General features: G+C 63.4%; 17 protein-coding genes. 11 read left to right on the forward strand and 6 right to left on the reverse strand.

The features are described 5' to 3' along the window. Nucleotides 1–51: 51 nt before the first annotated feature. Together HNQ39_RS11555 and HNQ39_RS11560 are read left to right on the forward strand one after the other, a co-directional pair. Nucleotides 52–1542, forward strand: coding sequence for a DUF3142 domain-containing protein (locus tag HNQ39_RS11555; RefSeq protein ID WP_184195687.1), 1491 nt, complete (start codon nt 52–54; stop codon nt 1540–1542). Next, entirely contained in the window at nt 1539–3863 is a 2325-nt protein-coding gene (locus HNQ39_RS11560; protein ID WP_184195690.1) for a tetratricopeptide repeat protein, read from the forward strand. The genes HNQ39_RS11555 and HNQ39_RS11560 overlap by 4 nt, the downstream gene beginning before the upstream one ends. On the opposite strand, the gene HNQ39_RS11565 is transcribed toward HNQ39_RS11560, so the two are convergent. After that, the gene (locus tag HNQ39_RS11565) at nt 3860–4618 is read right to left on the reverse strand and encodes a hypothetical protein (RefSeq protein WP_184195693.1); all 759 of its coding nucleotides are present in this window, start codon (nt 4616–4618) and stop codon (nt 3860–3862) included. The genes HNQ39_RS11560 and HNQ39_RS11565 overlap by 4 nt on opposite strands. 26 nt (nt 4619–4644) lie before the next feature. Between HNQ39_RS11565 and HNQ39_RS11570 the strand changes: the two genes are divergently transcribed. Beyond that, a complete protein-coding gene (locus HNQ39_RS11570; protein WP_184195697.1) occupies nt 4645–7329 on the forward strand; it encodes a glycoside hydrolase family 2 protein in 2685 nt (894 codons plus the stop codon). A gap of 4 nt (nt 7330–7333) precedes the next feature. On the opposite strand, the gene HNQ39_RS11575 is transcribed toward HNQ39_RS11570, so the two are convergent. Next, nucleotides 7334–7621, reverse strand: coding sequence for a hypothetical protein (locus HNQ39_RS11575; protein WP_184195701.1), 288 nt, complete (start codon nt 7619–7621; stop codon nt 7334–7336). A gap of 114 nt (nt 7622–7735) precedes the next feature. On the opposite strand from HNQ39_RS11575, the gene tdh reads away from it, so the two are divergent. From tdh to HNQ39_RS11595, 4 genes are all read left to right on the forward strand, one after another. Then, nucleotides 7736–8779: an L-threonine 3-dehydrogenase gene (gene tdh / locus HNQ39_RS11580; RefSeq protein WP_184195704.1), complete on the forward strand. Its 1044-nt coding sequence runs from the start codon at nt 7736–7738 to the stop codon at nt 8777–8779. Nucleotides 8780–8970: 191 nt separating this feature from the next. Further along, a complete protein-coding gene (locus HNQ39_RS11585) occupies nt 8971–9639 on the forward strand; it encodes a hypothetical protein (RefSeq protein WP_184195707.1) in 669 nt (222 codons plus the stop codon). A gap of 8 nt (nt 9640–9647) precedes the next feature. Then, entirely contained in the window at nt 9648–10106 is a 459-nt protein-coding gene (locus tag HNQ39_RS11590; protein WP_184195710.1) for a hypothetical protein, read from the forward strand. A gap of 8 nt (nt 10107–10114) precedes the next feature. Next, nucleotides 10115–10855, forward strand: a complete 741-nt coding sequence (locus tag HNQ39_RS11595) for a hypothetical protein (protein WP_184195714.1) — start codon at nt 10115–10117, stop codon at nt 10853–10855. Here HNQ39_RS11595 and HNQ39_RS11600 read toward each other — a convergent pair. From HNQ39_RS11600 to HNQ39_RS11615, 4 genes are read right to left on the reverse strand one after another with little or no spacing between them, the layout of a single operon-like run. Next, nucleotides 10845–11741: a phosphoribosylaminoimidazolesuccinocarboxamide synthase gene (locus HNQ39_RS11600; RefSeq protein ID WP_184195717.1), complete on the reverse strand. Its 897-nt coding sequence runs from the start codon at nt 11739–11741 to the stop codon at nt 10845–10847. The two genes, HNQ39_RS11595 and HNQ39_RS11600, sit on opposite strands and share 11 nt — an antisense overlap. Then, on the reverse strand, nt 11738–12235 hold the full coding sequence (gene lepB, locus HNQ39_RS11605; RefSeq protein WP_184195720.1) for a signal peptidase I: 498 nt from the start codon (nt 12233–12235) through the stop codon (nt 11738–11740). Before lepB ends, HNQ39_RS11600 begins: the two co-directional genes overlap by 4 nt. Nucleotides 12236–12286: 51 nt before the next feature. Beyond that, complete coding sequence (locus HNQ39_RS11610; RefSeq protein ID WP_184195723.1) at nt 12287–14233, reverse strand: redoxin family protein; 1947 nt, start codon at nt 14231–14233, stop codon at nt 12287–12289. Between the two features lie 14 nt (nt 14234–14247). After that, nucleotides 14248–14652 carry an OsmC family protein gene (locus tag HNQ39_RS11615; protein WP_184195726.1) on the reverse strand — a complete coding sequence of 135 codons (405 nt, stop codon included), beginning with the start codon at nt 14650–14652 and terminating at the stop codon, nt 14248–14250. 105 nt (nt 14653–14757) lie between these two features. On the opposite strand from HNQ39_RS11615, the gene HNQ39_RS11620 reads away from it, so the two are divergent. The 4 genes from HNQ39_RS11620 to HNQ39_RS11635 all read left to right on the forward strand — a co-directional run bounded on the left by HNQ39_RS11620 (nt 14758) and on the right by HNQ39_RS11635 (nt 21062). Further along, entirely contained in the window at nt 14758–17448 is a 2691-nt protein-coding gene (locus HNQ39_RS11620) for a sensor domain-containing diguanylate cyclase/phosphohydrolase (RefSeq protein ID WP_184195729.1), read from the forward strand. 34 nt (nt 17449–17482) lie between these two features. Then, entirely contained in the window at nt 17483–18397 is a 915-nt protein-coding gene (locus HNQ39_RS11625) for a universal stress protein (RefSeq protein WP_184195732.1), read from the forward strand. A 295-nt stretch (nt 18398–18692) separates the two neighbouring features. Next, the gene (locus HNQ39_RS11630) at nt 18693–19007 is read left to right on the forward strand and encodes a hypothetical protein (RefSeq protein ID WP_184195735.1); all 315 of its coding nucleotides are present in this window, start codon (nt 18693–18695) and stop codon (nt 19005–19007) included. Between the two features lie 792 nt (nt 19008–19799). After that, nucleotides 19800–21062, forward strand: a complete 1263-nt coding sequence (locus HNQ39_RS11635) for an SUMF1/EgtB/PvdO family nonheme iron enzyme (protein ID WP_184195738.1) — start codon at nt 19800–19802, stop codon at nt 21060–21062. Nucleotides 21063–21134: the final 72 nt, after the last annotated feature.

Raw genomic sequence — 21134 nt, forward strand, 5'->3', positions numbered from 1 at the left:
GGAGAGAGCCCTAGGGCATAACGCGTTTCTCACAGGTAGAATGGGCCTACGATGAAGCCCCGCTCAAAGTTTATTCTGCTGGGGCTTGCGCTTGCCAGCGCTATCTGGGGAGCTTGGGCCTGGCGGCGGGCGAGGACGCCGCTTCCCCCGCTCTCCAAGTCGCTCTGGTACTGGCACCGCCCGTTTCGGCTGAAGCCCGACGAGGCCCAGCAGCTCCGTGCCGCGGGCGTGGGCGAGCTCTTTGTCCACGCGGGGCTGCTCTACCGAAGCGACAGCGACGGGGCGCTGGGGGTGACTCTCAAGCAGACCTGGCAGAGCCGCGCCGAGGGGCTCAAGGTCCACCTGGTCTTCAATGCATCGGCGGATGTGCTGGCGCGGCTGGAGAGCATCCCGGAAGAGACACTCGCGGAGGCGATCGCGGGTGCGGCTCGCACGCAGAAGCAGGCGGCGCAGAGTGTCGGGGGGGACGTCGTTGGCCTCCAGTGCGATCTCGACTTCCCGACACGCCTCCTGCCGCGCTACGCCACGCTGCTCAGGGCCCTGCGCGCCAAGCTCCCCGGCTGGCAGCTCTCGGCGACCCTACTCACGAGCTGGTACAGCAGCCGCAACCTCGACCCTGTGCTGGACGCGCTGGACTTCTCCGTGCCGCAGTTCTACGAGTCGCAGACCCCACGGCGCTACACCGACTTCACCCCGATCTTCAGCCCCAAGGTGCTGGAGCGAGGCCTCGCGGCGGCGGGGCGGCGGGGCAAGCCGTTTCGTGCGGGGCTGCCGGCCTACGGCCACGCGCTGGTCTTCGATGGGCCGGGGCGGCTCCGGGGAATGTACCGCGATGGCGGTGCCGACACGCTCTCTGGCGATCCCAGCTTTCGCTGCCTCCGCGCCGAGACCGACCCGCGCACCGGCAACCGCCGGCTAGAGTTCACATCGGCCCACGCGGAGGCCGTGGACTTTCGGATTCTCTTTGATCTGCCAACTCTGCTCTCGCTCCAGAGAGCGCTCGCGCTGACCACGCCAAACCGGCCCGCAAGCTGCACAGGGATCGTCCTCTTTCGCCTCCCCGAGCCCGGCGAGACCGCCACCCTGCCGCTTCCCACCCTGACCGCACTCTTGAACCATCAGACCCCGCAGCTACGTCCGCGAGTGCGCCTCCGTACCAAGCCCGCCGCTGCCTGGAGCGCGCTGGAAGGGGGGAGTGAGGCGGGGACACTGGTCTTTGTCGATCTGGTCAACGACGGTGACGCGGGCAGTGCGCTGGGGCCGGATACCGTCACGCTGGACCTGGAGCTTGCCTCGCCGGGCGTGCTAGAGGTCGCGCCGGGAGGCTTTTCCAAGGCGACGCTCTTTGCCGAGAGCCCCGAGCGCGTTGCGAGCCCGCTCCGCGCCACGGGCGTGCGCTGGAGCGCTGCGAACCTGGCTCCGAAGAGCGTGCTCACGGCGGGGCCGCTCCATCTAAAAGGCACCGACATCGGGGCGCTGAAGGTGCACTGGCGCGTGGTCACACAAGACGGTACAACGCCGTTGGTAGGGGAGGGGAAATGACAAGAGGGGGCTCGGCGGTACTGGCACTCGCGGCGACACTTGCACTCACGACACCTGCGGGAGCAAGCTGGAGCGATAACCTGGCATCGATTCACTTTAACAGCAACAAGCCTGATTTTGGTATCCCTCCGCGTCGGGGACTGATGGGTGGCGGGGAGCAAGATGACCGTCCAGGCTCGGGTTGGGGCAATGGTACGATTGAGCACGCGGAGCTGAGCTACGAGCACGACAACGAGCGTGCGGCAAACCGTCAGCGAGCCCTACGGGAAACCCAGCACCGGGCGCGTACTGCGACCGAGCGTGGAGACTGGTTGAGTGCGCGACGGCTCTGGGAGGGCTTCGCGATGCGCTTTGGAAAGAGTGGCATCGTGCAGGATCGGTGTGAGGTGCTCGTCCATACCAATCCACCTGCGGAGCCGCTCCGTCGCTATCTCGCGGCGCTCGATGCGCTCGAAGGTCCCAACACGGGCTGGAACGCCGCTCGTCGGGAGCTGGCTGCGCTTCATGCCGAGAGCACGCTGCCGCCCTGGCTCCGAGAGCATGCCGCCTACCAGCACGCTGCAGGGCTGGTGCAGTGGCTGAACTACAAAGAGGCGACCTCCCTCTGGCAGGCACAGATTCGTCAGTTTCCCGAAGGGGAGAAGCGTGAGGCGGCCTTGCTCATGATCGCCCGGGCGTGCCTGCTCCACAAAGCCATCCCCGATAGTGTCCGTACAGGCCGCGCCGCCACCGAGCAGCTCTTGCGTGCTTTCCCGCAAACGCGGTTCCGTGTCGCTGCCCGTGGCTTGCTCGCCCGTGCCGACCTCGACGAAGGGCGCTACGAGGCCGCCGCGACCACCTACTGCGCCCTCAACGACGGCGACTCGATCGCGGCGGTGCGGCGGCAGTTTCAAAACACGGCGGCGGAGCCACGCCTGCGCACTCTCCAGCTCATCGCCTACCTCCGCGCCCTGCCCCAAGCCACCGATTTTCGCGCCTACCGCTTCGCCGTCAAGGGCATCTCCCACTCGCTGGCTCTCTTCAAGCCGGACACGGGCAGAGTCTTTCTGGAGCGGCTGGTGCGCGAGCCGGAGCTCGCTGCGCCCTACTTCTACTTCCGGCTCTACCACTGCGACAACAAGCCCGCTGACCTGGTGCGCCTGACCCTGCTGGCAGATCGGATCGCAGCGCGGGAGGCACTCCCGCCGGTGGTGCGTGTGCGGCTTGCGGAGCTCTACTACCAGGCTCATGCCTACCGTCGTGCTGCGACTTGGGCTAGCTCAGCAACCGGCATGGCCGATGAGAAAGTTCGCGCCCGGGCGCTCTACGTACGGGCGGGGAGCCGCTACCGCCAGAAGCGCTTCGAGGAGGCGCGGGCAGATCTTGAGCAGGTTCTGACGCGCTGTCCCCGCAGCAATATCCGCCACGCGACCCGTGAGCTACTTGCCTTGGTGGCGGAGGCACAGGGGGACTTGCCCACCGCGCTGGACCAGTACCTCGCGCTGGACTACCGCGACGACTATGCCTACCTCATCGATGCGCGCCTGCCGATTGCGACTCTCGAGAGCTACCAGCGCACCCGCACCCACCACAAAGAGCTCCTTGCCTATAGCATCGCCCTGCGCCACCTGCGGATCGAGCAGTGGGCGCAGGCCCGGCGCTGGCTAGCCCGTGTACCTGCGAAGTCCTACGCCGCCTTTGCCCTCCCCGAGAGCTACAAAGACGAGTGGTGGGCGGAGTCTCTCCACCCAACTCGTCAGACCCTGGAGAGCCTGGCGTTTCTGGACCTGAAGTCCAAGCAGGCACGGGGTGCCGAGGCGAAGGCGGCGGCACGCTTTGCCTACGCGCGGGCCTACTACACGCAGGGGCTCCTTCAGCTCTACAATGCGCCGCTCTGGCAGGGTGAGCGCATGTTTGCCTTCAACTACTTCTGGAACCGTGATGTCGCGACTCCTGCCGATGATAGAGCGGTCCAGCGCTACATGTACCAGCACGAGGTCTATGCCCACACCCGGCAGATCTGTCTGGAGATTGCTGCCGACTACCCCCAGACAAAGAGCGCACCCGCCGCGCTCTACCGCGCTGCCTGTGCCGCCGAGAAGCTAGAGCACCTCAATGAGTGGTGGCGCACCGATGAAAAGGGACGCTGGTGGGCGGCCGACAGCGGCTGGGACGAGGGCAAGGTGCGCCGCCGCAACCACCCCCTCCTCGACCATCGCAAGGAAGCCTCTCAGCTCATGGCACTTTTCGTCCGGCGCTACCCCAAGCACCCATTGGCAAAAGATGCTCGCAAGTACGCCGATGTCTTTGTGGGCAAGGGGGAGCCTGCTGAGGAGAGCTAGCGGAGGCGGTAGCGCGTGCCGTGGTAGGCAAGCTGGAGCTGGCCGGTCTTGCGGCTCCAGCCCACGGTAAGAAACCCGGTGGGAGTAGGGGGCGGGACATGCCAGCCGTCGAACGGCGGCTCCGGTGCGGCCGCAACCTCGCGTAGCTGGCTCCCATCGGTGCGGCTGAGCCAGACCTCCCACATCCGGTGGGGAGGGAAGCGGTCTGCCAGGGGTGGGGAGAAGCGCCGCAAGAGCCCGATCCCGGGGCGCTCGTACTCGCTGACAAAGCACCAGGCAACCTGCTGGCCATCGGGGGAGAGAACGCCGTCTGCGACTGTCCGCACGGTCTTGGGCAGGGGAAGACGTGTTGTTTGGGGTGGGGCGATGCCATGCTCACCAATGCCAAATGCGGTGATCGCGGCGACCTCCGGGTTCTTGGGGCGTGCTGTCGGAAAGCCTGGCTCGTAGACCACCGCGCGGAGGTCGGGGGTAATTCCCAGCAGATGCCCCGTGGGCTTATCGACATGGTGCGCGACCTCTTCTGTGGCCCGCACGAGCTGGTAGACCCCACCCGGCTCCAGCCGAAGCTCGCGGCCCGAGCCATCGGGGAGGAGCTGCTCATTGGCCGAGGTGAGCCAGGTCCCCTCGGGCTCACAGGCCACCAGATCGCCCGGAATCCGAACGAGCCGCTCGCCGACTTGGAGCGTGAGCGTAAACGCCACCGCCACGACAGCACCGAGCAAGAGGACGAGATGGCGATTTCGGCGTGACATATGTCATTCTACCGGTAAAATGGCATATGGACCGACGTCGTTTTTTGCAGTCAACGGCCCTGGGGGTATGGACAATGAGTGAGCCGGAGCAGCCGCAGGAGCCCGCCCGTGGCTGGGAGCTACGCCGCGAGGGGGCCAAAGAGTGGAAGCCCGCGACGGTTCCCGGTTGCTGGGAGCGCGATGGCATCCCCGGCGCGGTCTGTGGCCCTGTCTGGTACCGAACCGCCCCCCCCGCTCCCACGAGTGGGGGAGCAGGGACACGGCTCTGGTGGGAGCTGGATGCGGTCTCGTACCACTGTGAGGGCTTCGCGGATGGAGCAAAGATCGGGGAGCACACGGGGCTCTGGGATGCCTTTGCCTGGGAGCTTCCCGCCGGCGCACGCGAGCTGACCCTCAAGGTGGAGAAGCCCGGCAACGAGCGCTTTCCGGTCAAACAAACCCTCGCGGGCTTTCTTCCCTATGTCTGGGGAACCTGGGGCGGCCCCTGGCAAGATGTCCGAGTCCGCGCCACCGGCCCCGCACGCATCCAGTCGGTGTTTGCGTTGGGGGAGTTGTCGGGGCGGCTCAGTGGCGATATTGAGCTGGATGTCGCGCCGGGAGCCGCGGCGACCTTGGAGCTTCGCCTGAGCGATGCGGAAGGCAAAGTGGTAGTGGGCCGCACTCTGCAGGCCTCAGGCTCGGGGAAGGTGCCTTTTGAGCTGCAGCTCGCCAAGCCGCAGCTCTGGAGCCCGGAGTCGCCGACTTGTTATCTCCTGACGGTTGTTGTGGGAGTGGGGGGGCGCCTCTCGGACCAGCAGACACGCACGGTGGGCTTTCGCAAGCTACAAGTCGAGGGTGACCGTATCCTGCTCAACGACCAGCCGATCTACTTCCGCGCTCCGCTCTCCTGGGGCTGGTACGAGCAGAGCATGGCACCCAACCCTCCGCTGGAGGTCTTTGAGCAGGAGCTCAAGAAGCTCAAGGCCCTGGGCTTTAACGGGATGAAGCTCTGTCTCTGGATTCCCCCCCGCCGCTACTTCGAGCTGGCGGACCGCCTGGGAGTCCTGCTCTGGGTGGAGCTGCCGCTCTGGCTCCCGGAGAAGAGCGCGTTTTTCACGCAGCAGACCCCGGGCGAGTACGAGCGGATCGTGCGGCAGATCGGGGATCACCCCTCGATCGTGCTCTGGACGATCGGCTGTGAGCTGGGGGAGGGGCTGGACACGGCGTTTCAGGGAAAGCTCTATGCCCAGGTGAAGAAGCAGACCGGCTCGACCCTGGTGCGGGACAACTCGGGCTCGGCGGAGTGCTACGGCGGCCCGCTCCCCGAGCACGCCGACTACTGGGACTTTCACCTCTACTGTGACCTGCCCTTCGCCCGCACTACTTTCGACGCCTTCGCGCCCCGCTGGCGCGAGCGCCAGCCCTTTCTCTTTGGCGAGTTCGCCGACCAGGACGCGCTCCGGGACCTGCCCGCGATCCTCAAGCGGGATAAAACTCCGCCCTGGTGGACCCTGAGCGATCCCCAGAGAAACCCCAAGGGAGTCCGCTGGGAGTATGCGGTCACCGAGCAGCGCAAGGCACTGGAGGAGAATGGCCTGCTCCCACGCCTGGCGGAGCTGCGGGAGTCGAGCGCAAAGCAGGCGCTCCTGGCACGCAAGCACACGCTGGAGCTCACCCGCTCCTACCCCTTCACCACGGGCTATGTTGTCACCGGCCTCTGCGATACGCCCATCACCACCGCCGGCCTCTACGACGACCTGGGAGAGCTGCGCTATGACCCGTCGGCGTTCAACGGCGACACGGTGCTCTTTATCGAGCCGGACCGGGGCCGTGCCTGGACCGCGGGGGGGGATCGTCCCGCCTGGCCGGACCGCTGGGGAGTCCGTGTGGGCGAGAAGGTGCGGCGGCATGTCGGGGTCTCGCACTTTGGCAAGGGGCTGGGGCCGGGCGCGGTCCTGCGCTGGAGCACGAGCACGGGGCAGAGCGGGCAGCTGACCCTGGCACCGCTGACGACCGGCGAGGTCAAGGAGCTGGGGCTGATCGAGTTTGTGGCACCCGAGAAGGCGCAGAAGCTAACCCTCACCGTGGAGCTCACCGCGGCGGGAAAGACCCTCTCCCAGAACACCTGGCCGCTGTGGGCCTTTGAGACGCCGCGGACGGGGCAGAGTGTCTCGCTCTACGATCCCTTTCAGGTGCTCAAGGGCTTCCCCGAGGCTACTCGCTGGCAGGTGGCACCGCAGACACCGCTTCCCTTGGGGCTGGGAGGGCCGGGGATTGTCGTGACTACCACCTGGAGCGATGCCTTGCTGACCTTCGCTCAGAACGGAGGGCGGGTTCTCTACCTCCAGCCCAACGCCGCGACCGGGCTCCGCGCGACCGAGCTTCCATTCTTCCGCGAGGCGCTACGGCTCTTTGAGAACCACCCGAGCTGGGGGAGCTTTCCGCACGAGAAGACAACGGACCTGCTGTTCTATGGGCTCGCCAGCGACTGTGCCTTGGAGCTCGATGCCCTGCAGAGCTTCGGCGTGGCCCTCACCCCCATCCTGACTCGGGTGGACGCGCGGACATCGAAGCTTCATTCCTATATCTGTGAGGCGCAGGTGGGGGCAGGTAAGCTCCTGCTGACCACTCTACGCCCCTACGGTGGCCTAGGAGACCAGCCCTCCGGCCTTGAGCGCGCGACTTGCGGGGTAGCTCTCTTACGCGCTTGGCTGGAGTGGCTGGCTCGGTGACGGGCTACATCTTTTTCTTGTCGCCCGACATCTTGGACTTATCTGCCATCTTGCTGCCCATCTTTCCCATCTTGGTTTTCTCGGCGGCATGCATCTTCTTGCAAGCGGCACACTCGGTGGGCTTGCCCATTTTCTTGGTCAGCTTGGCACACTCGGCGCACTGCATCTTGCCGGCCATCTTTTTCTCGCCGCCCATCTTATCCATCTTGCCCATCTTGTCTTGAGCGAAGCTGGGGCTGAGCAGGGTGCCGAGGGTCAGGGCTACAGTGGCCAGGGTGAGTAGGTTCTTCATGATTGTTTCTTGTCTCCAGGGTTCGGGAATGTCCCGTCTGCTCAAGAAACAAACCAGAAACCCGAAAAGTTCAGAGCTTCGAAAAAATCTTCTGGGTGGTAAAATTAGGACAGTATGAAAGCTATTGTCAAGTCCCTCGCCGGGGAGGGTGCCACGCTCCAGGATGTCCCTACCCTCACTACCGCGCCCTTTGGGCATGTTCTGATCAAAGTACAGTCCGTTGCCATCTGTGGCACGGACTTTCATGTTTATAGCTGGGATGCCTGGGCTGCGGGCCGGGTCAAGCCGCCCGTGATCATGGGCCATGAGTTCTCCGGGACAATTGTCGAGGTGGGCGAGGGGGTGACCAGCCTGAAGGTGGGGGACTTTGTCTCCGGGGAGTCGCACAAGGTCTGTGGGCACTGCCTCCAGTGCCGCACGGGCCAGGGGCATGTCTGCCGCAACACGCAGATCTTTGGGGTGGATACTGATGGCTGCTTCCGTGAGTTCTTCGCGGTCCCTGAGGCCAGCGTGATCAAGAACGACCCGCGCATTCCCCCGCACATCGCTTGCCTCCAGGACCCGCTGGGCAACGCGGTCCATGCGGCGATGCAGGGCGAGCTGGCCGGGCGCAGTGTCGCCGTGCTGGGCTGTGGTCCCATTGGGCTGTTTGGGGTGGCGGTCTGCCGAGCACTGGGCGCGGGCGTGGTCTTTGCCTCGGACACGTCGCGGTATCGCCTAGAACTGGCCCAAAAAGTGGGCGCGGATCACCTTTTCCAGATTCCCGGCGATGACTTGGAGGCTGCCGTCCTCGATACCACCGATGGCCAAGGGGTCGATGTGGTGCTGGAGATGAGCGGTGCGCCGCCCGCGATCCAGCAGGCCATGCGCCTCGCCCGCCCCGGTGGCCGCGTCTCGCTCATGGGGATTCCGTCGCGCCCGGTGGAGCTGCGTATCTCGGAGGACATTATCTTCAAAGGCCTGACACTCCATGGCGTGGTCGGCCGCCGTCTCTACGAGACCTGGACCACAATGCAGAGCCTGCTGGCCAACAACCGCATCAATGTCGAGCCGATCCTCACCCACCACCTGCCCTTTGCGGACTTCGAGCAGGGGATGGACCTGATGCGCTCCGGGCAGTGCGGCAAGGTCGTGCTGGATGTCAGCACCGCCGATTAGAACGGCGGTGCTGGAGAGCGTCGTGCCCCCCCGATCAGAACGGGGGGGCTGGAGAGCCTTCGGCTGCGAAGGCCGTTCCGGCCATACCGAATTATGGCCGAAGGCCTTTGTGTCCGAGGCACGAGGACAGCAAGACGCCCCCGTTTATGGGGGCGAGACGCCCCCCTCCCACGGGGGCGATAAAATAGCCTATGGTGCAGCGCCAGACCTTCTCGGAGTTTGACACGGATGCGCTCTTTGAGACACACTCCGCGGTGTTGCGGCGGGAGAACCAGGCGCTCCGTCGTCGGCGCAACCTCGCGCTGATTTTTCTCACTCCTTTATTTTTTATTGTGGCACTTCCCGTAACACTGCCGCTGGCTCTCTTGACGGTCGGCCTAGAGGCTCCCTTCCTAAGCATCCCCTGGATCTGGCAGGGCATCCACAAGCACTTTAGCAAGCGCAGTGTGGCCTGGCACGACAGCGCTTGGCCCCTGCTACGCCTGCTTCCGACACTTCGTCGGCTTGAGCACCTGGACACCCTCCTCACGCTCCTGGGGGAGCTGATGCCGGAGATGCATCTGGATGTGCAGACATTTGTCCGGGATGTCCAAGACCACCTTGCCCGGCGGCTCCGCTATCTCACCACCGACGAGGCCCTGCAGCTCTCCGAGCCCGCCCGCCGGGCACTGGTGCTGGTTGTGCAGCGCCGTGCCAGCGGGAAGTGGGCATCGTCTGAGCTTGCGGTGATCGCGCTCCTGACACTGGCCGCTGTGGCCGATACGCGCGCCATACGCGCCGCAGAACGGCTAGAGCGGGGGCACTACGACGAGCACCTGCGGGAAGCGGCCACCGAGTATCTCCGAGCGGCAAGGCGATAAAATAGGCCATGCTGCGCACGATCTCGACTCTCTGGCTGACAGTGCTGCTGTCGGTGGGCATCTTTCTCTCGATCGGGGTGTCTGTCCAGCGCTACCAGAAAAACCGGCGTGCCTACTACGAGCAGCGCCGCCTCGTGGGAATACGGGAGGTGGTCGCTCGGGCCGAGCCGCTGATCGCAGCCATCCGCGCCTATGAGAAAGAGCACCACAAGCCGCCGGCAAGCCTTGAGGCACTCGGGATAGCGCTCCCCCCGCTGGGGCCAATCGCACGCAGAGGCTGGGAGTATAGCCTTGAGGAAACCAGCTCTTGGACGCTTGCGATCTCCGTGGACACGGAGTACACGCCCAATAATGGCATTCTTTCCTTCGGCGATACGTTTGCCTACCACTCCAATGGGCGCTACCCCCACGATGCCTACGGGGGCACTCTGGAGCGCTTTGGAGCGTGGGGCTACTACTGGGAGTAGTGCCTAAGATGCAGAAGCTTCGCATGCGTGACCCCGACCAGGAGTGGCTCCGTGAGCGCTTGCGGTTGCAGCTGAGGAGCGACGAAAAACCGACACTGGTGGACGATGTTGCTCCTGAGGTGGCACTCTCGCTACTTGCGGAGGAGCTCCTTGACCAGGCAAGGCAGGACCAGCGGACCCTGAGCCGGCGCTGGTCGGAGTACCGGTTCCAGCTCTTTGACTGGACAACGACTTTCCTCTTGATCTTTTGCTGGCCTGCGGGGCTCTACCGGCTCTATGTGCGCAAGAAGCAGCCCCCCGCGACCCTGTTCTCGGTCCACACGCCGCGCTGGCGACGGCTGGCGGAGCTGCTGGCCGAAAAGGCGGGGGAGACCCGCTCCGCAGCGAGTGTCGCCGAGCTGATCCTGGTGCTCCGTACCCTCGATAGCGAGCGGGTGGGCGAGGAGGCGAGACTAGAGGTGGCCCTGTCGCGCCGCATCGCCGACTTGCTCCCGTTTCTCACTCCCGCGGAGCTGTCGAGCCTGCCCGAGCCGTGCTGGGAGTTCTTGGTCTATGCGCTTGAGCAGCGCATCGAGATCGAGGCCATCCGACGACTGCCTTGGATGAAGGCCCCGTTTACGATCGCGGTGATCCTGGCGCTGGGCTCGGTGAAGAATCCCAACGTGGCTCCGCTGATGCAACGCCTCGCGGCGCACGACACGGAGGGCCGTGTCCGCGAGGCGGCGACCGACTATCTGGCTACTCCGTGAGGCGTCGCCAGGCCTCTTCGTACTTTTGAGCGGTCTTGGCGATGATCTCGGCGGGGAGGTCGGGGGGCGGGGGCTGCTTGTTCCAGCCGGGGACCGACTCGAGAAAGTCGCGGAGAAACTGCTTGTCGAAGCTGGGCTGGGCACCACCGGGCTGGTAGGTGTCGGCGGGCCAGAAGCGCGACGAGTCCGGGGTGAGGGCTTCGTCGATCAGGATCACCTTGTCGTTTTCATCGAGCCCAAACTCGAACTTGGTATCGGCCAGGATGATGCCGCGCTTCTCCGCGTGGGCGAGGGCGAAGGCGTAGAGGCCCTGCGCGGCGCTGACCACGGCATCGAAGTGCTCCCCGAGAAGCGCCTTGGCCTCGCCCGGAGTCATGGGCTCGTCGTGGCCGGCGTCCGCCTTGGTGCTGGGCGTGAAGATCGGGGTGGGGAGCTTGTCGGACTCCACGAGGCCTGCTGGGAGCGGGTTTCCCCAGAGGCTGGGGCCATCGGTCTTGTACGCCTTCCAGCCCGAGCCCGAGAGGTAGCCGCGGATCACGGCCTCGATCTTGAGGGGGCGCGTGCGCTTGCAGAGCATCGCCCGGCCCGCCAGGGTCTCATCCCAGACCCCGCCCACCGCCGCGATCTCCGCCGCGATCTCGGTATCGTCCGCGGTGATCAAGTGGTTGGCGATCACCCCCTGGGTCTGGGCGAACCAGAAGACCGAGAGCTGGGTGAGAATCCGGCCCTTGCCGGGGATTCCCTGCGCCATCACCACATCAAAGGCGGAGATCCGATCCGAGGCAACCAGCAAGAGCTTGTCGTCGCCCACGGCATAGAGATCGCGCACCTTGCCCTGCCCGAGCTTTGTCAGCCCGGCGATATTCGTCGTTAAAACCGCGCTCACTGCAGAACCTTTCCAATCACCTCCGACTCGTAGACTGCGCCGAAGTCGCGGGAGTCGGTGGAGTTGTTGATATTGTCGCCCAGGACATAGATACCGCCCTTCGCACTGCGCGAGACGTGCTCATCGTGGAAGAGATCGGTGGTCGGGTAGCTCCCCGAGACTGTGTTGAGCCTCTGGGGCCAGGTGCGACTCCCGCCGGCATTCTGGATAAAGACAATGCGCTTGACGACGTCTTCGTCCCGGTTTTTCTTACCGTCACGGGTGCCGATCACCACGATATCCCCTACTTTCAGGGGAGAGAAGAGCCGCCATGTCTTGAGGATCGTCACCCGCTGACCGGGCTTGAGGGTGGGCAGCATCGACTGCCCCACCACCACGACCCGGCCAAAGGAGAAGAACGCCCCCACGACAACCAGTAAGATCGGAATCAGAATCAGGCGCTCCAGGCGTTTCAGGCGCTCCAGACGTGCGGCTTTAGAGTCTTGGTCAGGCATGGGCAATCTTAACTATACCGGCCCCCTAGCCCCCGTGCAACGGGGAGAACACTAGGGATTGGTGCGCCGGCGCTGCCCGAGGCCCTCCAAGAGGTTCTGCATGCGGAACTGCTGCGAGCGGTTGCCTTCTGCCACAAAGTCCATGTAGCCGATCATCATCTCATCGAAGGTCTGGTCGCCCCAGTGGACGGTCTTGGTGGGATCGGGGTTGAAGGGGTTCTTCGACGAGTTGTCGTACCAGGCCTCGACCAGGATCTTCGTGCCTGCGGTCATCTTCTTGGGCTCTTTGAGCATGTAGCGGGTCTGCCAGTTGAAGTCGTACTTGGGCACGGAGAGCAGAGTCTCTTGCTTGCCGTCGGGGTAGGTCGCGCTGATGCGGAAGGCCTTGCCACGGACGTGCATGTGCGGCGAGTAGGAGTAGACAGTCGCGTTGATCGGCACGGTAAAGGTCCGCTCGACCCGGTGGCTCTCGACGCCGGGGGGAATCCGCAGGTTCAGCGCCAGGATCCCGACATTGTCTGCCACTTCTTTGGGCGGCTCCTTGGCAAAGATAAACCCAAGCTCGCTCTGGTCGTCTTGTTCGACTCCAGTAGGGGTGTAGTGGACCTGAAACATCAGGTCGGCTCCCTTGGGGACGCGCTTGGCAACTCCGGCCGGGAAGACCATCGGGCTCTCGCCAGGGACATACTCCGCCACGAAGCCGTCTAGTCCGTTGCCCGGCCCGCGCCGGCCCGTCTTATCGTCGATAAAGACCAGCACATGGTGGACCGCCTTGCGTGCGCCGGGCTTGACCTCGGCGGCCTGAATCCACTTGTCCTCGGTGAAGTTGGTGGGGACCCGGAACCACTGGTAGGCCACGACCCCGGTTGCCTGGATCTTGTAGGGCTTCTCCATCTTCAGCACCACATCGGGCTTGCCGATATTCCAGCCCTCCACAAAGGTCTTGGGCGCGGGGAGCTTCTTGGGATCGCCCTCGGGCGTCCCCTGCTTCACCCAGGCGAGCACCGTGGCTTTCTCTTTGGCGGTGAGGCTGCGGTCGTTGGCAAAGTCGCCGTGGCGCGGGTCGGCGTGCCAGGGGGGCATGCGGTTGGTGGTGACCGTCTCCGAGATCATCGCGCTCCAGCGCTTGGCGTGGGCGTAGGTCTGGAGCGGGAAGGGCCCGACTTGTCCGGGGCGGTGGCAGCTCTCGCACTTCTCCTGCAGGATCGGCGCGACATGCTGGCTGTAGTTCACCTTCCCCACCGCAGGGAGAGTCATGGCCGGGATCGGCTCGGGCTCCGCATCGCGGCTCTTGGCCGTGGCCGGGGTTTCGTCGTCGAGACGGGGCCCGCCCTTCACGACCTTTCGCTCCAGCTCGGGCTTGTTGCGGTCCAGCAGGCAGCCGGGGACCGAGCTACTGGCGGTCGCGACCGGCTTGCTAGCCAGGATCGCATCGAGGGCATCGGTCAGGTAGTGCTTGCTCGCGGCGGGCTTGCGGCTTCCGAGGCCATACTGGTCATCGACACTGCCCCGGTAGCGCAGGGTCGCCTTGCCATCGACCACGAGCGCCTCACAGGTCCGGGTGACCTTTGCGGCATCGGCGAGCTTCTGCTGGCGGTCGGTGAGGATGGGAAAACGGACTCCCGCCGCCTTTGCCGCCGCGAGGGTCTGGGAGTCGGTCTCGCTGCCGTTGGAGTTGATCCCCACAAACGCGACTCCCTTTGCCTCGTATTTTTTCGCGAGCGCGGCTAGCTTGGGCAGCGAGAGCTTGGCGATGGGGCAGTCCGCGCCCAGAAAGTAGAAGACCACGGCCTTCTTCCCGGCGAGGCCGTAGAAATGAAACTCCTTGCCCTCGACAGTTGCGGCGCGGAAGTCGGGGAGGCGCGTGCCGACCAGCGGTGCATCGGCCTTGTGGGGCAGGGCAATCGCGGCGGCAACGAGGGCCGCAGGGACAGTGAGGGCAAGGGCAAGCGTTTTCATGGCATCCTTAAAGACAACGGAAAGTCCGATTCGGTTCACACGTAGAGAGGATTTTATACGTATTGATAGATTATGGGCGCTTCTATTTCTGGGTGTAGGCTCGCATGCACCGGGCAGCGGTGGCCGATTGCCTCCAGTCGTGGACGAAGCCCCTCTGGCACAAGCGCGGCAGGCACAGTGACTGTCACGGCGAGACGACCAATACGGTTTGCTGTCGTGCTCATCTCTTTCACCACCGTAGCGCTCATCCCGACCAAGTCTAGCTGGCGACGCTCCCCCCAGAGCGCTATCGTCGTGAGAATACAGGTGACGAGCCCCGATGCCACCAGGTCGGTTGGGGAGAACGCCGCGGCATCCCCGCCTAGCTCCTTGGGAGTGTCGGTTTGTAGCACCATCCCCTCGGGGTGCGTCAGCTGGCACTTGGTCTTGCCTTCGTAGCGTGCCGCAATCTCAATCATGGCTTCGTTGTACCCGTAACGGCTCTTTTTTTGAGGTGAATTGTTGCCCGACCTATGGAATATATAGAAATGGCTAAGTTGTGTGAGAGCCGCTATACTCGGCAAATGGATGCACCCTACCAAGCGAGCCTAGATGCCTTGCCCACCGAGCTCTGTCTCCTAGATCGGCGCGGCGAGATTATCTTTGTCAATGCCGCTTGGCGTCGGTTCGCGATCGAGAGCGGTGCGGAGCTCACGGGGGTCTGCGAGGGCGCAAACTACCTCACGGTGTGGCGGCATGCCGGGCCAGAGCAGGCCACGTTCTTGGCGAGGCTAGAGAGCCTCTTGGCGGGAGAGGTGACGACCTTTGCCCTTGAGTATCCGTGTCACTCTCCAGACCAAGAGAAGTGGTTTCTGGCCCAGTTCACACGGCTCCCGGAGCAGGCATCGGGGGAGGTCTATATACTGGTTACCCATGAGAACATCACGGAGCTGAAACTCGCGGAGCAAAAGCGCACCACAGCGGAAGACGAGATTCGCTTCGTGGTGCATCATGCACGCTGCATGCTCTGGTCGGGGACCGTGGAGGAGCTTGGCAACGGCGAGCTCTGGTGGAAGATTCACTTTCAAGATGAGGCGGCGGCCTTGCAGTTTCTCCCGGTGGAGGTGGACCCGGAGAAGGGCTTTGTCTGGTCTCTCTACCTGGCACGTGTCGAGGAAGACCGGGCACGGTCGGATCAGTACGGGACACAGAAAGTGCGGGCGGGAGAGAGCTACTCGCAGGAGTTTCGCTGCCGATTAAAAGACGGTCGTCAGGTCTGGCTCAAAGACGATGTGATGGTGCAGGTAGTACGTGAGGGCTTCTGGAATGTCGTAGGGGTCATAACCGATATCTCTCCCCAGAAACAGGCCGAGAGTGACTTTGAGCAGCTCATGATGGGGGCACACTGCCTCCTCTGGCATGCCATTGTAAAAGACCTTGGCCCCGGGCTTGGCTTGGACTGGAACCTGACTGTCTCCAATGAAGCGGCCGCGATGGCATTTCTGCCGGTTGCCCAGGCGCGTGGCCAGTCCTACACCGATGCCTGGATGGCAAGTCGGCTGGAAGAGGAGTGGGAGCCTCTGCACCGGAACGCCGCTGAGGCGATTCGTAGCGGACACGGCTATAGCCAGGAGTTTCGTTGCCGGCAGGCGGATGGGCAGCTTGTCTGGCTCAAGGAAGATGTCCAGGTCGAGCCTCTCGCCCCGGGGCACTGGCGGGTGATCGGGGTATGTACCGAGATCACGGAGCGGAAACACCAGGAGGAGGCGCTTCTGGCGGGAGAAAACTACCTGCGCCTCGCGCTTGAAGGAGGACAGCTCGGGTCCTGGCATGCCGATGTGTCCCAAGGGAGGTTCCTCAAGGTCTCAGAGTACCTAAAGAGCCTCTTTGGGGTTACAATCGACGAAGTATTCACCTGGGATTACTTCTTGTCTACGATCCTGTTGGAGGACCGGGGGCGGGTCTTTATGGCGATTACCGATGCGCTCACGAGCGGGGAGAGCCAGGGGGTGGAGTTTCGGGTGACGCTCCCCGATGGGACACAGCGCTGGCTGGCAGCCCGCGGGCAAGCGATTGCCAACTCCACCGGACAAGTGACCGAGATCATCGGAGTTACCCGAGATATCACCGAGCACAAGCGGATCGAACAGGAGCGCGCCGAGGCACTTCATGAGGCACAAGAGCGCGCAGATCGAGACCCGCTGACAGGCCTCTACAACCACCGGGCTTTTCACAAGCGCCTCGAAGAAGAGTGTGCACGGGCAAATCGCGAAGGGCATAGCGTCGCAGTGGTGATGCTGGATGTCGATAACTTCAAGTTCTTCAACGATGTCTACGGGCACACCACCGGGGACCATGTCCTCGGGCAGGTGGCAAAGCGCCTCCAGGAGTCCTGTCGGCCCTACGACACGATCTCTCGCTTCGGCGGCGATGAGTTTGCCTTGATCCTACCCGGGTGTGAGGGCACACCCCTCCCCGAGATCGAGGCACGGCTCAAGGCGGGGCTCAAGTTTACCTTCCAGCCAGAGGGCTCACAGAGTGCCATCCCTATCACGAGCTCCCTCGGGGCAGCGCTATACCCAAAGGGGCGAAATAGCTGGCACGAGATGGTGCACCTCGCCGATGAGCGCCTGATCCGTGCCAAGACGGGAGGCGCTTCGGAGCAGGAGGCGACCCGCACCCGTGTCCACATGAGCCAGCTGGTAGAGGGGTTCTCGATGCTAGATGCGCTGGTGACCGCGGTGGACAACAAAGACCGCTACACCAAGCGCCACTCCGAGGACGTGATGGCCTATAGCCTCCAGATCGCCCGCGCACTGGGGGCATCCGAGGCGCTTCAGCAGACCATCGCGGCGGCGGCTCTGCTCCACGATGTGGGCAAGATCGGGGTGCCCGATGCGATCCTGCGCAAGCCCGGCAAGCTCACCGAGGAAGAGTTCGACACGATCAAGCTCCACCCGACCATGGGAGCCGCGATTGTCGGTGCCGTGGTCGGGCTTGAAGACACGCTCGATGCGGTGCGCCACCACCACGAGCGCTGGGACGGTAAGGGCTACCCGCAGGGAATGCGCGAGCGAGAGACCCCCTGGATCGCGCGCCTGATGGCGGTGGCGGATGCGTACTCCGCAATGACAACCGACCGACCCTACCGCAAGGGAATGCCACCCGAGCGTGCGCTGGCGATCTTGAGGGAGGGCGCAGGGACGCAGTGGGACCCGGAGATGGTCGAGGCGTTTCTGAGTGGCCAGCGGGCCTCGAATCCGCCGAAGGGCTGAGCCAGGGCCACGCAATCCCGCCTACACTAGCGGCATGAAGATCGTTCTGGGTGTGGATAGTCGGACACCGGAGGCCAATGCCCCGGTGGTCTCGCTCCTGAAGCGGCTGGCCTTTGCTGACAGCGAGGTAGAGGTGGTGCACGTGGTCGCGCCGCCGGTCTTTCCCGGCGGGGAGCTGCTCCCCGTGCTCTCGGGGCTGATCGCGTCGCAGTATGAGAACACCGAGTGGCCCGATGCCAGCGCGGCGACCGCCCATGTCGCGGAGACCCTGGGGAGCCTCTATCCGGTCACCGAGACCGTGGTGACCGGCAATCCTGCCGAGACACTCTTGCGTACGGCGGAGCGTGCGGGGGCGCGGCTCCTTGCTCTCAATGCCTCGCACGACCCGGCCTGGAAAACCGTCTTTATCGGCAGTGTGGCCCGCGCCGCGGCTCTGGGAGCACAAGAGAGTGTCCTGCTCGCCCGCCCCGATGCCCTGGAGAACCGGCCTCTTCACGCGGTCTTTGCCACGGATCACTCGCCCTACGCCGACCAGTGTGCGACGCTTCTCGGGGAGCTCCTGCCCCAGGGGATCGCGGAGCTCACCGTGCTGACCGCCTTCCCCATCGCCACCCTGCGTGAGCAGCTTACCCACCGGGGCGAGGCGGGGATCGCCGAGGGAGCCCAGCTCGAGCACACGCTCCGCACCCGCAACGCCGACACGATCGCCCGCTTGGACGCCGCCTTCGGGGACGCCGCTCCGGTGATGCAGTCTCGTGTGGTGGACAAACCCATCTCCGAAGCCATCGCGGAGGCCATGGCAGAGACCAACGCGGACCTGCTGATCCTGGGAGCCCATGGCCATAGTGTCGTCGAGCGCCTGGTCGCCGGCAGTGTCTCCTTGCACCACGCGCTTAGCTCGCCCTACTCCGTGCTCCTCCTGCGCCCGGCGGGCTCTGCCGGGGCCTGAAAGTCCCCGCCTGGGCGACGCTTCGCGTCAAGCGGGCCGGGCCCGCAGGAAAGCGAAATACTCTGTGCGCCCTCGGGGCGCTGCGCCGTAGGCGGGGACTTTCAGCCCCCGCCTAATTTTTTAAAGGATCTTTTCCAAATATCAGGATATAGTTTGACTGTCGGCTAGCCGGCAAATCCCAAAAAACAGAACAAGAGGAGCTACTTTTTAAGTGCGACCACGACAATTACTCTCGTGGCTGCCACTCACAATGTTGTTGGTGTTTGCAATTGCCAGCAGAACGATCTGCACCCCTATGGCGTCCGTGAAAGCGGATGCGTCCCCGGCGGAGCTACGCGCTCTCGCCCAGGGCCTGTACCAGCGACCTCTCGCCGAGGTCGAGCAAGAGCTGGGCGCGCCCTACGATGGCATGGGCCTCAAGAGACAGAACTGGCGCTGCTACGTCAGAGACTCCCTTGACTACCATGTCCTCTACGACTCCTCCGGGAAGTCTGTCTCCGTGCTGGTCTGCCAGCTAAAACCGGAGAAGACCCTGATTCTCTCCTGGCCAACCCTCGACACCAAGCTCCACACACGCAGGCTCCGGCACGCCCAGCTCGCCCGGCGCTGAGTGTAACCAAACCAAGCACAGCGCGATCTTAAAGGCGATGAAGAACGCTTTTTTTGTGGCTGCGCTTGCGCTCACCCTCCCCGCGCTTGCCTCCGCCTAGACCCCTTCCGAGTTTGCCGCTCTGGAGAAACAAGTGGAGGCAGCGCGGGTGAAGTATAAGATTCCAGGGCTCTCGCTGGGGGGCTTAAAGACGGCAAGCTAGTCTACACCCACGGCTTTGGCCTGCGCGATGTCGCGAAAAAACTCCCTGCTCTAACACAAAATCCAAATACAGAGGAGCTTTTTCACGAATCCCCGCCGATTAAAATCTGCGTTCCGCCCTCTTCAGCGGAATACGATTCATGAAAAAAAGGTTCCTGAGAGTTGCAAATTCTTCTTCTATCAGGCTGATAAGACTTAGTAGTTTTAATTTTGTCTTTATGAATATTTCATAAGTCAAAATTATTATGCCCGCGAAATCTATATTCGGAAATTTTATATTATTTTTGTATATTAATGTAAAAAAATTGGTATGGAGTCTAATGAACTGCGGTGGGGAGGGGGACTTTGCAAAGGTATCGTTAGTCTCAGTGGTGTCGCTGGGTTCGATAAATTTCAACTAATATATTCAAGTTAGGAGGGAAATGTCCGTGAAATCCTTTATAGCTTTCTGAATTATTTGGCCTAACCAGTATCGGATTTTTGGACCAACCTACTCAGATCGTTGCAGAAGTTGCTAGGAGCGGCCTAAAAAATTTGGAACAAAATTGCCTGCCGAATTAGTCGTTAGACAAAAGGAAAACAGTAGAAATCATGATGACGTCAACCTTTACCCGCCGCAAGATCTCGGTTCAAGCAGCCCTTCTTCTGCTCTGCGGGGCAACTTTGACACTGGATGGTTGCGGCGGCGGCAGGTCGTCTAGTCCGACACCGTCGCCTAGCCCCACTGCTTCTCCCTCGCCCAGTGCAACGCCCTCACCCAGCCCCAATGCTTCTCCGACTCCCTCACCCGGCGCAACGCCCTCACCCAGCCCCACTCCTACTCCGACCCCAACCCCTACTCCTACCCCAACACCCGCTCCTACCCCAACCCCGACCCCGACACCAACCCCTACTCCAACCCCTACTCCCAGCCGGGTCACCATTGATTTTGTCAATGTCGGCGACGCTGGCAACGCGGCCGACCCGAACGCCTTTGGCAAGGGCGCGGTCGCGTACGAGTACCGCGTCGGCAAGTTTGAGGTCACCAACGCGCAGTACGTCATATTCCTCAACAATGTCGCTGCGAGCGACCCCAACGGCCTCTTCAACACCAGCATGGGCACCGACCCTCGCGGCGGCATCACCCGCACGGGCACCGACCCTCGCGGCGGCATCACCCGCACGGGCACCGCAGGCTCGTTCACGTACTCGGTGAGGCAGAACATGGGCGACAAGCCCGTGAACTTCGTGAGCTTCTTCGATGCAGCCCGAATGAGCAACTGGCTGACCAATGGGCAGGGCTCTGGCAGCACGGAGAGCGGCGTGTACACCTTGAGCGGAAACACCCTCACCGCAATCACACGCGACCCTGCGAATCCCAATCAGGTCTTCCTTCTCACGTATGACGAGTTTAACAAGGCCGCCTTCCACCAACCCGCCAGTCAGGGTGGCGACTCCGACAACTTCTGGAAGTATGCAACGCGGAGCAACAGCGCACCGACGGTTGCGGCAGCAACCGCGACGGGCGGCGTCGCCAACCCGAGTGCAACGACCGTCAACTATAGTCAGGGTGCCGACTGGAACGGGCAGAACGGCAATCTAACGAGCGTCGGTGCATGTCAGAGCACCAGCTTCTACGGTGCATTCGACATGAACGGCAACGTGCGTGAGTGGCTCCAGGAAACACCCGCGTTCGGTCAGGGTTTTAAGGGCACGATGGGCGGCGAGTTCGCTTCGATCACGAGCCCGGGAAGAGGAATGGAACCCGATTTCATCGTTTACCAAGTGCCCACGAGCGAGTCTGACGATCTAGGGTTTCGTTTCGCGAGCTTCAGTCCTTCAACTCGAAATGTGCGCGGAAGCCGCAGGCTTTAGCCTTGTGGCGATCCCGGCGCTCAACACGCCGGGATCGCTAAGGACAGACGATGCACTAGGGGCTACTGTGTA

This window comes from Armatimonas rosea, assembly GCF_014202505.1.
Taxonomy (GTDB): Bacteria; Armatimonadota; Armatimonadia; order Armatimonadales; family Armatimonadaceae; genus Armatimonas; species Armatimonas rosea.